The sequence below is a fragment of the Rhizobium sp. 11_C7_N12_5 genome (genome assembly GCF_051811145.1).
GTDB classification, from domain to species: domain Bacteria; phylum Pseudomonadota; class Alphaproteobacteria; order Rhizobiales; family Rhizobiaceae; genus Rhizobium; species Rhizobium lusitanum.
The window spans coordinates 1,378,785-1,393,294 of sequence record NZ_JBPWPY010000001.1 but is presented as its reverse complement, the minus strand read 5'-3'; the positions used below and the strand labels follow the sequence as shown (position 1 = coordinate 1,393,294).

The following is a 14,510-nucleotide window of genomic DNA, read 5'->3' as shown; positions in this document are numbered from 1 at the left end:
CTTGATGGAAGCCGTATCGAAGATAGTGTCCGGCACATGCGTCCCGAACATTCGATAGTGAGATACCCATTGCCTATCCCAAGGACGATCTAAGACGTCAACATGATAGAGACATGACAATTCGCGCAGGGCGCGAGAATAGGCTGTCGACAATAGCGGAAAGAGCGATTTCTAGGTGAGAGACTTCATCGGAACCGAGGTGCGCGGCCCCTTCATCGCGACCAGCTCTTCCTTGTATTCGGGCGAAACCAGACCGCCGGAAATCAGAAGCTTGGCGCCATCCTCGGGGCTCATGTCGAGAATCGTAATCTTTTCACGCGGCACGAAAACCAGGAACCCGGCTGTCGGCACCGGTGTCGGCGGCAGGAAAACCGCAACCATATCCTGGCCCATGGCGTTGAATTTCGAAGCAATCTCGCCCTTGGCGTCGGTCGATATGAAAACCATGGACCAGAGGCCCGGGCTTGGATATTCGATCAGCCCCACCTTCTTGAACGACGTGCCCTGTTCCTTCAGCACGGTCTCGAAGATCTGCTTGACGCTCTTGTAGATGCTTCGCACGAGCGGAACGCGAGTGACGATCGACTCGCCAAAGCGGACGATGCTCTGCCCGATCAGGTTTTTGGCCAGGAAACCGACAACCGTGATGAAGATCATCGCGATCACCAGGCCAGTGCCGGGGACGGCGAAATTCAGATAGCTTTCAGGGTCGTAACGCGCCGGGATGTAGGGCCGCACCCAACTATCCGCCCAATGCACGACTGACCATGTGAGCCAGAGCGTGATGGCGATCGGAGCGCAGATGATCAGGCCGGCCAGGAAGTTGTTTCTGATCCGCGTCGGCACGGACATTTTGATGAGTTTTTCAGTCATTCGCCGTTCGAAAACTCCGTTCCGCCGCCCACCTTTATCAGGCAAATTCTCCCCCACCATCTCCTTCAAGAAGCGTGCCAGAAATTGGCGCGGCATACAACCCGCCAGTCCCGCCGGCGCACCGAACAGGCGGCCGGCTCACGACGACGTGACCGCAGGATGAATGAAAGGAAGTGAGGCCTACTCTACCGTCACCGATTTGGCGAGGTTGCGCGGCTGATCGACGTCCGTGCCCATGAAGACCGCTGTATGGTAGGCCAGCAATTGGATCGGCAGCGAGAAGATGATCGGGGCGATGATTTCGTCAACAACAGGCAGAATGATGGTCGCCATGGTCGGCAGCGTCGATGCGGCGGCACCCGCATCGTCGGTGATGAAGATGATCCGGCCGCCTCGCGCTGCCACTTCCTGCATGTTGGAAACGGTCTTGTCGAAAAAGCGGTCAAAGGGCGCGATGACGATGACGGGCATGTTCTCATCGATCAGCGCGATCGGCCCGTGCTTCAGCTCGCCGGCCGCGTAGCCTTCGGCATGGATGTAGGAGATCTCCTTCAGCTTCAGCGCCCCCTCCATGGCAAGCGGGAAGCTGGTGCCACGGCCGAGATAGAGCACGTCCTTGAACTTGGATATCTCTCGCGCGAGGCTTTCCATCTGCGGCTGAATGATGTTCAGCACGCGCGCCATGATGCGAGGCATCTCGACCAGGTGGCGCACCATGTCCTCTTCCTCCTTGGCGCTCACCGTGCCGCGGGCAACGCCCGCTCCGATCGCGAGGGAGGCAAGGACGGCGAGCTGGCAGGTGAAGGCCTTCGTCGAGGCGACGCCGATCTCCGGGCCGGCCAGGATCGGAAACACGGCATCGGATTCACGCGCGATGGTCGATTCCCTGACATTGACAACGGCGCCGATTTTCAGTCCGTTGTCCCGGCAATAGCGTAGCGAGGCCAGGGTATCCGCCGTCTCGCCGGATTGAGAGATGAACAGCGCCGCCTGCGAGGGCGACAAGGGCATTTCGCGGTAGCGGAATTCGGAAGCTACATCGATTTCCACAGGAAGCCGGGCATAGCGCTCGAACCAGTATTTGCCGATCAGACCGGCGAGATAGGCAGTGCCGCAAGCGGAGATCGCCAAGCCGGAAACGCTGCCGAAATCGATCGCCGATGCGCTCTGACGGACGCGATGGCTGTCGAAATCGACATAGTGGCTGAGCGCGTGCGAGATCACCTCCGGCTGCTCGTAGATTTCCTTTTCCATGAAGTGGCGATGGTTGCCCTTATCGACCACATAGGCGGTTGCCTGTGAAACCTGCCGCGGCCTGCTCACGTCGTTACCGTCGAAATCGATGATCGTCGCGCCGTCGCGGGTGACGATCGCGCAATCACCGTCGACGAGATAGGTAATCTCGTTGGTGAACGGCGCAAGCGCGATTGCGTCCGAGCCAAGGAACATCTCCCCGCTGCCATAACCGACGGCGAGCGGCGGGCCTGAGCGCGCCGCCAGCAACGTGCCGGGATCGCTCTGGAACATCACGGCCAGAGCATACGCGCCGGTGACGCGGTTCAGCATCTTCAGCATGGCGGCACGCGGATCGAGGCCATCCTGAACGTACTTGGCCAGCAGATGAGCAACGACTTCGGTATCCGTCTGCGAAGCGAACACCTTGCCCTCGGCCTTTAGCTCCTCGCGTAACTCGGAGAAGTTTTCGATGATGCCGTTATGGACGACTGCGACACCTTCGACGAAATGCGGATGGGCGTTGGTTTCATTCGGAACGCCGTGGGTTGCCCAGCGTGTGTGGGCGATACCGGTCGTGCCGGGCAGAGGTTCGGCCTCCAGCCGCCTTTCCAGATTGAACAGCTTTCCTTCCGCGCGGCGGCGATCCATCATGCCTTCATGGATGGTGGCGACGCCGGCCGAATCGTAGCCGCGGTACTCGAGGCGCCGCAGCGCATCCACCAAACGGCCCGCTACAGGCTTCATTCCGACGATCCCAACAATGCCGCACATACAACTCTCCGTCTGGCCTCAAATTTGAAGGCAAGTCCTAACTATTCTAACAGTTTTCACAATTGCCACGATGGTCACTTTCGGTTTCCAACCGTTACGGGACCATCTACTTTAGGCTTAGTGGCCACCCTTCTTGGCGGCTTTGATGGCGAGTGCCCTCTCGCGTATCAGCTTGGCACGCTCCGGCTTTACCTCTTGCCGCGCCCGGCCGAAGGCCAGCGCGTCCGCCGGGACGTCATCGGTGATGACGCTGCCGGAGGCGACATAGGCGCCGTCGCCGATGCGCACAGGTGCCACGAGCGACGAGTTGGAACCGACGAAGGCGTTGGCGCCGATATGAGTCTCGTACTTGTTGACCCCATCGTAGTTGCAGGTGATGGTGCCGGCACCGATATTGCTGCCGGCACCGACGGTCGCGTCGCCGATATAAGTCAGATGATTGACCTTGGCGCCCTCGCCGATCTTGCCGTTCTTCACCTCGCAGAAATTGCCGACCTTGGAACCGCCGGCGAGATCGGCGCCGGGTCGCAACCGCGCAAACGGCCCGACCGTCGCACCGGCGCTGACGTGCGCACCCTCGATATGCGAGAAGGCATGAACGACCGCGCCTCCCTCGATGACGGCGCCGGGACCGAACACGACGTTCGGTTCGATCATCGCATCCTGGCCGATCACGGTGTCGTAGGCGAGAAACACGGTTTCCGGCGCAACCATAGTGACGCCCGACAGCATCAGTTCGTGACGCCGCCGCTCCTGCCAAAGACGCTCGATGACGGCAAGTTCGGCCCGGTTGTTGCAACCGGTCATCTCCACTTCCGGCGCATCGACCGCCACGGCGCGGCCGCCGAGCGAACGAGCGATTTCAACGAGATCGGTGAGATAATATTCGCCCTTGGCATTGTTGTTGCCGATGCGGTCGAGCAGATCGAGCGCCTTGCGGCCGTTGATCGCCATCAGGCCGCTGTTGCACCACGTGACCGCCAGCTCGGCATCCGTCGCATCCTTCGCCTCGCGGATGGCAATCAACTCGCCGTCCTTGACCAGCAGCCGACCATAGGCATTCGGATTATCGGTGTGAAAGCCGATGACCACGATATCATTGCCTTCGGCGAGCCCCTGGCGGGCGGCGCGCAGTGGCACGTCGGTGAGCAGCGGCACGTCTCCGTAGGCAACGAGAATGTCGTCATAACCTCGAGCGATCGCCTCACGGGCTGCAAGCACGGCATGGCCGGTGCCAAGGCGCTCTTTCTGCAGATAGGAGTCCACTTCGACGCCGTCGATCGCCGCTGCCGCACTCACCTCATCGGCGTTGCGCCCCACGACCAGTGCCGCTGCCGAAATATCGGTCTTGGCGATCGATTCCATGACATGCGCGATCATTGGCCGACCGGCGATCGGATGCAGAACCTTCGAGATCGATGATTTCATGCGGGTACTGTCGCCGGCAGCGAGGATGATGGCGAGGCAGGTGCGTTCCATTTCAGGCTCCGAGATAAACATCAGGCGCCGCCCGTGACCGGGCGCTGTCCCCTCATAGCAACTAGTCGAGCGGTGAACTACGGCGAAATTAGAAGTCGCCCTTACGCCTCGACAAGAGCCGCGAAAGCCTCCAGGACGTGTTGACGTCCGTCGATGATGACGAATTCCATGGCCTTGTGCGCCGCCAGGGCATCATGCGCTGCAATGGCTTCGACGATGGCCATATGCGTGTCGGCAATATTGCTGAAGCCGTTGCTGGAGGGTGGCGCACTCATGCGGAACATGCCGACCAGCGCAGCCTCGATAAGCCCGCCGAGCGACCGCATGAACGGATTTTGCGACGCCTCGGTAATGGCCAGATGGAAATGAAGGTCGGCAACGGCCAGACTGTCGGACGTATGATGCGGGGCCGCCATGGAGGCCGCAAGCCGCCGCAGCAAATCGATGTCCTCGCGGCTGGCCCGTTCCGCCACCAGGCTGGCGGCGAAAGGCTCGAACGCCATGCGTATATCGTAGAGGTGGAGAAGAAACTCCTTGTTGACCCCGCTTTCGAAATGCCAGTTGAGCACTTCGTTGTCGAACATGTTCCAATAAATCTTCTCGGTGACACGCGTGCCGACACGCGCGCGCGGCACAACCATCCCCTTTGCCGCCAGGGTCTTCATGCTTTCGCGCAGAACAGTGCGGGATACCTTGAAGCGCTGCAGAAGTTCGCTGTCCCCCGGAAGGATGCTACCGATCGGGAAGACGCCGGAGACAATTGCCTTGCCGAGATCGTCGACCACCTGTGCATGGCTCGTCCGCGACTTTCCCTGGGGTTTTCTCGTATCAAGCATTCGGCTGCGCAAGCACTCTGTCCTTCCCTCAGACGTAACGTCGATTGAAACGAGAAAGCAGCAGAAAACTCTCGGGCATCAGAATATATGCAAACTGCAGCAGGCCGATCAGGCCGTCATCCACCCGTTGGAAAGCGTTCCATCAAAGGCGATGTAGGTCTGAAGCTGATCCTGTATCAGAATTCCGATGAATGCTCCTCCGCCGAACCCCGCTCCTCCCGTTAGCAGTGTTCCGCCCATCACCACGACAAGCTCAATGCTCACCATGACAAGCGAATATCCCGCTGATGTATAAATGGAAAAAACGATTCCGGATAGACCAGCGAAGTCCCGTCAAGGGCCCTCTCCCCGACCCTCGATCAAAAAAACATATAGTAGTACTTTTGTAAATCAGTATTCGCTACCGCAACACAACAAAAAAGGGGCACCAAGGGCGCCCCTTTCAACTCATGCCATTTCGTCTGCCTTACTTCGAAGCGGGCAGCTTGTCGTCGACGCCCTCGATGTAAAAGTTCATGCCGAGCAGAGTGCCGTCATCGGCCTTCTCGCCGGCCTTCAGCCAAGGTGTGCCGTCCTGCTTGTTGATCGGGCCGGTGAAGGGTGCGAGTTCGCCGGACTTGATCTTGGCTTCGGTTTCCTGAGCCATCTTCTTCACGTCGTCGGGCATGTTGGTGTAGGGCGCCATTTTCAGGATGCCGTCCTTCAGGCCGTCCCAGTTCTGCTCGGACTTCCACGTACCGTCGAGCAGCGCGTGAACGCGCTTGGAGTAATAGTTGCCCCAGGTGTCGACGACGGCCGTCAGCTGCGCCTTCGGGCCGGCGGCGATCATGTCGGAAGCCTGACCGAAGGCGTGGATGCCGCGCTCTTCGGCCACCTGCATCGGTGCCGTCGTGTCGGTATGCTGGGTCAGGATATCGACGCCCTGGTCAACCATGGCCTTGGCGGCATCGGCTTCCTTGCCCGGGTCGAACCAGGTATTGACCCAGATGACCTTGAGCTTGAAGCTCGGATCGATCGAGCGGGCGCCCTGCTCGAAGGAGTTGATGCCCATGACGACTTCCGGGATCGGGAAGGAAGCGATGTAGGCGGCGCCGTGATTCTTCGACATCTTGGCAGCGATCTGACCCAGGATATAGCGGCCTTCATAGAAGCGCGAATTGTAGGTCGCGAGATTCGGGCCGCTCTTGAAGCCGGTCGCATGCTCGAACTTCACCTTCGGGAACTTGGCCGCAACCTTGACGGTCGCATCCATGAAGCCGAACGAGGTGGAGAAGATCAGAGAGCAGCCGGAGCGGGCAAGACGTTCGATGGCACGCTCGGCGTCGGGGCCTTCCGGCACGTTCTCGAGATAAGGCGTATCGATCTTGTTGCCGAATTCCTTCTGAATCTGCTGACGGCCGAGATCGTGCGCCTGCGAGTAACCGCCATCCGTGTGCGAACCGACATAGACAAAGCAGACCTTGGTCGGCGCCGCTTCGGCCGCAGCCGCGAAACCAACGATGGCAGCGGCTGTCGTGGCGAGTGCGAGTGCTAGTTTTTTCATGGTTACCCCTATTGGTTTGACATGTTTTTACAAAAATCCGTCCGGCTGTTTGTCCTCAGCGCTCCGGAACGAAGGCCTTGCCGAGCGACGCTGGCGTGTTGATCAAGGTCGCGCGGCGATTTTGTGAGATGATGACGAGAACCACAGTAGTCGATGCATAGGGCAGCATCGACAGGAATTGCGAGGGAATGCCGACGCCGAAGCCTTGTGCGTGAAACTGCAGGATCGTCACGGCGCCGAAGAGATAGCCGCCGGCCATGACGCGCATCGGCCGCCAGGACGCGAAGACGACGAGCGCCAGCGTCACCCAGCCGCGGCCGGCCGACATGTTCTCGACCCATTGCGGCGTGTAGACCAGCGACAATTGCGCGCCGGCAAGCCCCGCGCAGCCGCCGCCGAACATGACGGCGAGATAGCGCGTGCGGATGACATCGATGCCCAGCGCATGCGCGGAACCGTGACTGTCGCCGACGGCGCGCAGCTTCAAGCCGGCGCGGCTGCGGAAGAGGAACCAGTTGACGCCGATGAGCAGCGCGATCGAGAGATAGAAGGTCAGGTCCTGCTTGAACAGCACCGGCCCCACGAGCGGAATATCCGATAGCAACGGGAAGACGATTTCTCGCAATTGCACGCCGGGCACGCTGACATAGCCTTCGCCGATCATCCCGGAAAGACCGAGGCCGAGGATGGTCAGCGCGAGACCCGTAGCGACCTGGTTGGTCACCAGCGTCAACGTCAGGAACCCGAACAGCAGGGAAAACAATGCGCCGGCGATGATGCCGGTGACGAGGCCCACATAGGGCGATCCGGTCATCTGCGCGCCGACGAAGGCGGCGACCGCGCCCATGATCATCATGCCTTCGACGCCGAGATTGAGCACGCCAGAGCGCTCCACCACCAGCTCGCCCAAGCCGGCAATGACGAGCGGCGTCGAGGCCGTGATGATGGTGAGGAGGATCGCTTCAAAGACACTCATGCCGCACCTCCTCGAACCCGCGACCAGATCAGGCGGATCTTATAGTAGATTAGCGTATCGCAGGAGAGCACGAAAAACAGCAGCAACCCCTGGAAGACACTCGCCGCCTTGGCGGAAATACCGGGCGACAATTGTGCCGCCTCGCCGCCGAGATAGGTCAGCGCCAGCACGAAGCCGGAAAGGATCGCACCGAGAGGATTGAGACGTGCCAGGAATGCAACGATGATGGCGGTGAAGCCGTAGCCTGGCGAGATCGCCGGCTGCAGATGGCCGATCGAGCCGGCGACCTCGGAAATGCCGGCAAGACCCGAGAGCGCGCCGGAAAAGAGAAAGGCGAACCAGACCATTTTCCGCGAGGAGAAGCCGGCGAACCGACCTGCCCGTGCGGACTGACCAAGCACGGTTATCTCGAAACCCTTCAGCGTATATTTGATCATGAACCAGGCAAGGATCGCCGCGACGACGGCAAAGACGATACCCCAATGGGCACGGCCGGAATCCTCCCAGATCGCCGGCAACACGGCCTCCGGCGGAAAATCGATGCTCTGCGGAAAATTATGCCCCTGTGGATCGCGCCACGGCCCCCGTGACAGCCAATCCAGAAAGAGCTGTGCGATATAGACGAGCATCAGGCTCGTGAGGATCTCATTGGTGTTGAAATGCGCCTTCAGCAGCGCCGGAATAGCGCCATAGAGGGCGCCGCCGATGGCGCCGGCGATCAGCATGAGCGGCAGGATCATCGGCGAATGCCAATCGGTGAAGACGATCGGGATGAGGGAGCCGGTGACCGCGCCGATGGAGAACTGACCTTCCGCCCCGATGTTCCAATTGTTGGAGCGGTAGCAGACGCAGAGGCCGACGGCGATCAGGATCAGCGGCCCTGCCTTGATCGCCAGTTCGTGCAGCGACCAGACTTCCAGCAGAGGCTCGACGAAGAAGGCGTCCAACGCCTCCACGGGGTCCTTGCCCATGACGGCGAACATGATGGTGCCGGCGATCAGCGCCAGCGCGAGGGCAAGCAACGGCGACAGTATGCCGAACAGTTTCGAGACCTGCGGGCGCTTTTCAAGTTCAATGCGCATGCGCGGGCTCCGAATGCGTCCTGGATTCATGCAGACCGCTCATCAGCAGGCCGATCTTTTCGCGGGTGAGTTCGCCGGCGGGGTATGAAGCTGAAAGCCGGCCTTCCGAGATGACGGCGATATCGGTCGCCACTTCGAAGATCTCGTCAAGATCCTGGCTGATAACCAGCACAGCCGAACCGTCACGGGCAAGATCGACCAGTGCCTGACGGATGCGGCTCGCGGCCCCTGCGTCCACACCCCAGGTCGGCTGGTTGACGACCAGCACGCTCGGCTGGCGATCGAGTTCTCGACCGACGATGAACTTCTGCAGATTGCCGCCCGAAAGCGCGCCGGCGGCCGGATCCTCGCCGCTCTTGCGCACATCCATCGCTTCGCAGATCCGCTTGGCGGCCTGCTTGACGACGCCGTGACGGATGATCTTGAGGAAACGACCGCGCAGAAATGCCTTGCTGTCCGATTGGTTGCGCGCCAGGACGAGATTGTCCGACAGCTTCATCGCCGAGACGGCGGCGTGTCCATGGCGCTCCTCCGGCACGAAACCGGCACCGAGCAACCGGCGCGTATTGATGCCCTTGGTGCCGACCGCCTGGCCGCGCACATGGATCAGATCGTCCGATGGGACGGTGTACTCGCCGGAGATGACGTCGAACAGCTCGCCCTGCCCGTTTCCGGCAACGCCTGCGATTGCGAGAATTTCGCCGGCACGCACACGCAACGAAACGTCCTTCAGCGACATGGCAAAGGGAGTCCGCGCCGGGACGGACAGACCAGCGACCTCGAGCTGAATGTCACCCGCACTCCCAAGTCCCTCGTGCTGCACACTGGCAACGTCACTGCCGACCATCATGCGCGCAAGCGAACCCGTCGTTTCCTGCCGCGGGTCGCAGGCACCGGTCACCTTGCCGTGGCGAAGCACGGTGGCGCGCGAACAAATGCGCTGCACTTCTTCCAGGCGATGGCTGATGTAAAGCACCGAGCGCCCTTCGTCCCTCAGCTGGAACAGTGTCTCGAAGAGGCGATCGGCCTCTTGCGGCGTCAGCACCGAGGTCGGTTCATCGAGAATGATCAGCTTCGGATTCTGCAGCAGCGCACGTACGATTTCGATGCGCTGGCGCTCGCCGACAGAGAGATCGGCCACATGAGCGTTCGGATCGAGCGGCAGGCCATAGGCTCGCGACAGCCTCGCGGCCTCTTCCGATATTTTCGCGATCGGGATCTTGCTGTCGAGCGACAGCGCGATATTTTCGGCAACCGTCAGCGCCTCGAACAGCGAGAAATGCTGGAACACCATGCCGATGCCGAGCTTGCGGGCCGTGCCCGGCGAGTCGATCGCAACGGGTTGGCCCTGCCAGACTATTTCTCCATGCGTCGGCTCCAGCACGCCGAACAGCATCTTTACGAGCGTGGATTTGCCTGCGCCGTTCTCGCCGAGCAGAGCGTGAATTTCGCCCGGCTGGATTTCCAGATCGATTTCATTGCAGGCAGCAAAACTACCGAACAGCTTCGTCAGTTTGCGAACCGATAGTAACGCACCGGTTGCCGGCACATCAGATGACGACACGTTCCCCTCATTTCCTTCCCACCGTCCTGCCCTTTATGGATCTATGGGATCAGCAGTGTAGTTCCACTTGTTCTTCTTGCTTCCAGATCCGAGTGCGCGCGCCCAGCATCAACAAGCGGATAGGTCTGATGGACATTGATACGCACTTTGTTGCTTTGCACAACAGCAAATAACGCCCCGGCGCTGCCTCTCAACTCTTCCGGTGTGGAGACATAGGCGAAAAGGCTCGGGCGCGTCGCGAAAAGCGAGCCCTTCTGATTGAGGATGGCGAGATTGAAATTCTCGATCGGACCCGAGGACTGGCCGAAGGTCACCCACATGCCTCGCGGCTTCAGGCAATCGAGCGAATGCGGGAACGTATCCTTGCCGACCGAATCGTAGACGACGTCAACGCCCTTGCCGCCGGTAATTTCCCGAACGCGGTCAGCGAAATTCTCCCGGCTATAGTCAATGACGTGGTCATAACCATGCGCCAGTGCCAGCTCGACCTTTTCAGCCGAACCGGCCGTGCCGATCACGGTGGCGCCCAGCGCTTTCGCCCATTGACCTGCGATCAGGCCGACGCCGCCGGCTGCGGCGTGGAACAGCAGCGTGACGCCGGGGCCGACCTTGAAGGTGCGGTTCAGCAGATATTCGGCCGTCATGCCCTTCAGCATCATCGCCGCCGCCGTTTCGAGCGGGATATCGTCAGGCACCTTGACCAGATGACGGGTCTCGATATTACGCTCGACGCTATAGGCGCCATCGCTGCCGGCATAGGCGACGCGGTCGCCGACTGAGAAATCGGAGACGCCCGCCCCGACCGCGGTGATTGTACCGGCGGCTTCCTTGCCGAGCGGCAGCGGAAAGTAAGGCGCCTTGTAAAGCCCAGACCGGAGATAGACATCTATGAAATTCAGTCCGATCGCGGCATGGCGGAGCTGCACTTCTCCGGCAGCAGGCGGCGGCAGATCCACCTCCTCCAGCTTCATGACATCAGGACCGCCGTTTTCATGGATGCGAATGACCTGGGTCTTGTTCATGATGCGCAATCCTATTGACGCCCGAGGGACGGAAAAAACTGCAACATGGCGCCGATGCAGTAAAGATAGATGCCGCTGATGATGAAGAGGGCAACCGCCCATTGCGGCATGACGAAGTGCATCAGCAGCGAATAGACACCGAGCGCCGACCAGAAGAGGAATATGCCGAGATTGAGCGGCCGCAACCGTCTGACGCGCACGGGGTGCAGGAAATTGATCGGCAGGAAGGTCAAGACGACGGAAACGCCCACGAGGATCATGGCGGTCGTGGCGCTGGCATCGATGACGAAGAGCGTGAAGATTACCATGTTCCAGACGACTGGGAAGCCGGAGAAAAAATACTCGTCCGTCTTCATGCCGGTATCGGCGTAATAGATGGCGCTGGAGACCACGATCATGCCGGCGGCGACAAACGACCAAGGCTCGCCGATCATGCCGCTTTCATAGAGCGCGAAGGCCGGTAGCAGCACATAGGTCACGTAATCGATGATATTGTCGAGCGTATCGCCCGACCAATTGGGAAGGACTTCCTTGACCCGGACCTTGCGCGCGATCGGCCCGTCGATACCGTCGACCAGCAGCGCCAGGCCAAGCCACCAGAACATATCGACAAAACGATGCTCCGAGGCTGCAACGACGCCGAGAAAGGCGAGAAAAGATCCGGATGCCGTCAATATATGGACGGAGAAAGCACGAATCTCCGCATAAGGCACCCGCTTGTATTTGAAGATTTTCATCCGCCCCGTGACTCGTCTGCTTATGCACCTGCCCCGGCAGGCGGTTTTTCTCGCTAATATGCATCCTTTGGTCTCTACCGCCAGCGCAAAAGCGTCTATCCCGTCACGCTAGCGCGACTTCCTGTCATTTTCACCCGCTGCGATGTTTCATCCCATGGATTTCAACAGGCTAAGCGCCTATTTTCAGAGCGAGTGGCAATTGAGGCATCGATATGAAGCAGATTGAAGTGGCCGTTATCGGCGGTGGCCTGGCCGGCATGATCACGGCGTTCGCGCTTGCGCGCGGCGGACGATCGGTCGCGCTGGTGGCCGCGCCGCACAACAAGGCCGACAGGCGGACGACGGCGCTGATGGATCAATCGATCCGCTTTCTCGAGCGCCTGACGCTGTGGGACAAGATCGCGCCCTCGGCAGCTGCATTGACGACCATGCGGATCATCGACGGCACATCGAGGCTGCTGCGTGCGCCGACTATCTCGTTCAGATCGTCGGAAATCGGCCTCGACGCCTTCGGCTACAATATTCCGAATACCGTGCTGCTCGGCAGCCTCCATGACGCCATCGAGGCGGAAGCAAATATCAGCCGCATCGAGGCCAGCGCCTCGGACATCACCTTTCGCGACGATGGCGTAACGATTGCGCTCGACAACGGCGATTCGATCGATGCCGCTTTCGTCGTCGGTGCCGACGGACGCAACTCGATGGTGCGCGAGGCTTTGGGCATCAAGGTCAAGGGGTGGTCCTATCCGCAATCCGCCATGGTTCTGAACCTTGCGCACTCCCTGCCGCATCAGAACATCTCGACGGAATTTCACATGGAAAGCGGCCCCTTCACGCAGGTCCCCTTGCCCGGCAACCGCTCCAGCCTCGTCTGGGTGCAGAAGCCGGCGGAAGCTGCCGCCAATGCCGAAAAGTCGCTCGAAGACCTCGGAAGACTGGTCGAGGAGCGCATGCAATCGATGCTCGGTCGGGTGACGATCGAGGACAATGTCCAGGTCTGGCCGCTCTCCGGCATGACAGCCCATCGTTTCGGCAAGGGCCGCGCCGCCTTGATCGGCGAAGCCGCCCATGTCTTTCCGCCGATCGGGGCGCAAGGCCTGAACCTGAGCCTGCGCGATATACTGGCGTTGTCAGACATCCTCTGCACCCGCGCTGACCAGCCGATCCCGGGATCGGCCGGCGACAATTTCGACCGCAAGCGCCGCGTCGACATCATCAGCCGGACGACGAGTGTCGATCTCCTCAATCGCTCGCTTCTGTCGGATTTCCTGCCGATGCAAATGCTGCGCGCGGCGGGGCTGCATGTGCTCTCCGCCATCGCGCCGCTCCGGAACATCGTCATGCGCGAAGGTATCGAGCCCGGCGGCAGCCTGCGCAACCTTCCCTCTCTGTTACGGGAAAAGCTGCGCCGGTAAGGCGCCGGAGTTTATCAGATAGAGCACCAGCGAGACCGTCACGACGGAAAAAGCCGTTGTGATCAGGATGGTGGCAGAGGCTCGCTCCTGCCAGACACCGTATTGCTGCCCGATGACGAAGACATTCGTTGCCGTCGGCAAAGCGGCAAGCAGCATTGCCGCTTCGATCCAAATCGGATCGAAGCCACCGACAGCCTGCAGCACGATATAGACGAGAAGCGGATGCAGGATGAGTTTCGCCGGCACGATATAGCCGATCTCGACCGGAACCCGCTTCAACGGCCGCAAGGCAAGCGTCACGCCCATGGCAAATAGTGCACAGGGCGCAGCCGCTTGCGCAAGATAATTGACAAATCGCTCGAAGGCGACCGGCTGATGGATCGAAACTGCTGCCACGGCAAAACCCAGGGCAGTCGACAGGATGAAGGGATGCTGCAGCACCTTTCGGGCGATATCCGCGGCAAGGCGCCAGACGGAGCGCTTGTCTCCACCTTCCAGAGCCATCAGGGCCGGCGCGACGATGAAGTGCAGCGCGTTTTCGAAACACACGATCAGCGCGACGGGAACGGCTGCCTTCTCTCCCAGAGCCAGAAGTGCTAAGCCCGGCCCCATGTAGCCGATATTGCCATAGGCTCCGGCAAAGGCCTGGATCGTGCTGTCGGCGAGAGAATTGCGTCGCAGGAAACGCCCGATCAAAAACAGCAGGAGAAAGATCGAATAGGTCGCGGCGATATCGGTGGCGATGAAATCGATTCGCGTCAGCTGTTCGATCGGCGTTTGCGAAACGAGCTTGAAGAACAGAGCCGGCAATGCCGCATAGATGATGAACGTATTGAGCCAGCCAAGCGCTTCCGCCGGTTGCTTCGTGATGCGCGCTGCAATGTAGCCGATCAGGATCAGGCCGAAGAATGGCAGCAGCAGACCGACAACGTCAGCCATCGGGCATATTCCATTTTACCGTGAAAAATGAAGGCGA

At 60.3% G+C, this 14,510-nt stretch carries 12 protein-coding genes and 1 pseudogene; 1 reads left to right on the top strand and 12 read right to left on the bottom strand.

All coding sequences use genetic code 11. The features are described from left to right. Window positions 1-171: 171 nt before the first annotated feature. From AB8B29_RS06970 to pcsA, 11 genes and pseudogenes are all read right to left on the bottom strand, one after another. Window positions 172-873 (bottom strand): DUF502 domain-containing protein, encoded by a 702-nt coding sequence (locus AB8B29_RS06970; RefSeq protein WP_113118258.1) that lies wholly within the window; start codon window positions 871-873, stop codon window positions 172-174. Window positions 874-1,053: 180 nt separating this feature from the next. Further along, a complete protein-coding gene (gene glmS, locus AB8B29_RS06965; protein WP_047561748.1) occupies window positions 1,054-2,880 on the bottom strand; it encodes a glutamine--fructose-6-phosphate transaminase (isomerizing) in 1,827 nt (608 codons plus the stop codon). Window positions 2,881-2,997: 117 nt separating this feature from the next. Further along, the gene (glmU, locus tag AB8B29_RS06960) at window positions 2,998-4,359 is read right to left on the bottom strand and encodes a bifunctional UDP-N-acetylglucosamine diphosphorylase/glucosamine-1-phosphate N-acetyltransferase GlmU (RefSeq protein ID WP_047561785.1); all 1,362 of its coding nucleotides are present in this window, start codon (window positions 4,357-4,359) and stop codon (window positions 2,998-3,000) included. A 101-nt stretch (window positions 4,360-4,460) separates the two neighbouring features. Beyond that, window positions 4,461-5,195: a FadR/GntR family transcriptional regulator gene (locus tag AB8B29_RS06955; RefSeq protein ID WP_234903729.1), complete on the bottom strand. Its 735-nt coding sequence runs from the start codon at window positions 5,193-5,195 to the stop codon at window positions 4,461-4,463. Window positions 5,196-5,223: 28 nt separating this feature from the next. Next, window positions 5,224-5,519: pseudogene (locus tag AB8B29_RS06950) on the bottom strand (sugar ABC transporter permease YjfF); the annotation flags it as partial. 142 nt (window positions 5,520-5,661) lie between these two features. Continuing rightward, window positions 5,662-6,738, bottom strand: coding sequence for a BMP family ABC transporter substrate-binding protein (locus AB8B29_RS06945; protein WP_037202043.1), 1,077 nt, complete (start codon window positions 6,736-6,738; stop codon window positions 5,662-5,664). 55 nt (window positions 6,739-6,793) lie between these two features. After that, window positions 6,794-7,714, bottom strand: a complete 921-nt coding sequence (locus tag AB8B29_RS06940) for an ABC transporter permease (RefSeq protein ID WP_439006330.1) — start codon at window positions 7,712-7,714, stop codon at window positions 6,794-6,796. After that, window positions 7,711-8,796: an ABC transporter permease gene (locus AB8B29_RS06935; RefSeq protein WP_113118259.1), complete on the bottom strand. Its 1,086-nt coding sequence runs from the start codon at window positions 8,794-8,796 to the stop codon at window positions 7,711-7,713. Before AB8B29_RS06935 ends, AB8B29_RS06940 begins: the two co-directional genes overlap by 4 nt. Next, on the bottom strand, window positions 8,786-10,360 hold the full coding sequence (locus tag AB8B29_RS06930; RefSeq protein ID WP_113118260.1) for an ABC transporter ATP-binding protein: 1,575 nt from the start codon (window positions 10,358-10,360) through the stop codon (window positions 8,786-8,788). Before AB8B29_RS06930 ends, AB8B29_RS06935 begins: the two co-directional genes overlap by 11 nt. A 41-nt stretch (window positions 10,361-10,401) precedes the next feature. Further along, window positions 10,402-11,382, bottom strand: coding sequence for a quinone oxidoreductase family protein (locus AB8B29_RS06925; RefSeq protein WP_113118261.1), 981 nt, complete (start codon window positions 11,380-11,382; stop codon window positions 10,402-10,404). An 11-nt stretch (window positions 11,383-11,393) separates the two neighbouring features. Continuing rightward, window positions 11,394-12,119 (bottom strand): phosphatidylcholine synthase, encoded by a 726-nt coding sequence (pcsA, locus tag AB8B29_RS06920; RefSeq protein ID WP_113118262.1) that lies wholly within the window; start codon window positions 12,117-12,119, stop codon window positions 11,394-11,396. Window positions 12,120-12,331: 212 nt separating this feature from the next. Here pcsA and AB8B29_RS06915 point away from each other — a divergent pair, with 212 nt between their 5' ends. Beyond that, entirely contained in the window at window positions 12,332-13,534 is a 1,203-nt protein-coding gene (locus tag AB8B29_RS06915; protein WP_113118263.1) for a UbiH/UbiF family hydroxylase, read from the top strand. Here AB8B29_RS06915 and AB8B29_RS06910 read toward each other — a convergent pair. After that, a complete protein-coding gene (locus AB8B29_RS06910; protein WP_113118264.1) occupies window positions 13,511-14,473 on the bottom strand; it encodes an AEC family transporter in 963 nt (320 codons plus the stop codon). The genes AB8B29_RS06915 and AB8B29_RS06910 overlap by 24 nt on opposite strands. Between the last annotated feature and the right edge of the window lie 37 nt (window positions 14,474-14,510).

Bases quoted from the DNA above. Each gene is read 5' to 3' on its own strand.
- pcsA (WP_113118262.1), bottom strand. From the start codon at position 12,119: ATGAAAATCTTCAAATACAAGCGGGTGCCTTATGCGGAGATTCGTGCT.
- AB8B29_RS06915 (WP_113118263.1), top strand. From the start codon at position 12,332: ATGAAGCAGATTGAAGTGGCCGTTATCGGCGGTGGCCTGGCCGGCATG.
- AB8B29_RS06935 (WP_113118259.1), bottom strand. From the start codon at position 8,796: ATGCGCATTGAACTTGAAAAGCGCCCGCAGGTCTCGAAACTGTTCGGC.
- AB8B29_RS06925 (WP_113118261.1), bottom strand. From the start codon at position 11,382: ATGAACAAGACCCAGGTCATTCGCATCCATGAAAACGGCGGTCCTGAT.
- AB8B29_RS06940 (WP_439006330.1), bottom strand. From the start codon at position 7,714: ATGAGTGTCTTTGAAGCGATCCTCCTCACCATCATCACGGCCTCGACG.
- AB8B29_RS06945 (WP_037202043.1), bottom strand. From the start codon at position 6,738: ATGAAAAAACTAGCACTCGCACTCGCCACGACAGCCGCTGCCATCGTT.
- AB8B29_RS06955 (WP_234903729.1), bottom strand. From the start codon at position 5,195: ATGCTTGATACGAGAAAACCCCAGGGAAAGTCGCGGACGAGCCATGCA.
- AB8B29_RS06970 (WP_113118258.1), bottom strand. From the start codon at position 873: ATGACTGAAAAACTCATCAAAATGTCCGTGCCGACGCGGATCAGAAAC.
- glmU (WP_047561785.1), bottom strand. From the start codon at position 4,359: ATGGAACGCACCTGCCTCGCCATCATCCTCGCTGCCGGCGACAGTACC.
- glmS (WP_047561748.1), bottom strand. From the start codon at position 2,880: ATGTGCGGCATTGTTGGGATCGTCGGAATGAAGCCTGTAGCGGGCCGT.
- AB8B29_RS06910 (WP_113118264.1), bottom strand. From the start codon at position 14,473: ATGGCTGACGTTGTCGGTCTGCTGCTGCCATTCTTCGGCCTGATCCTG.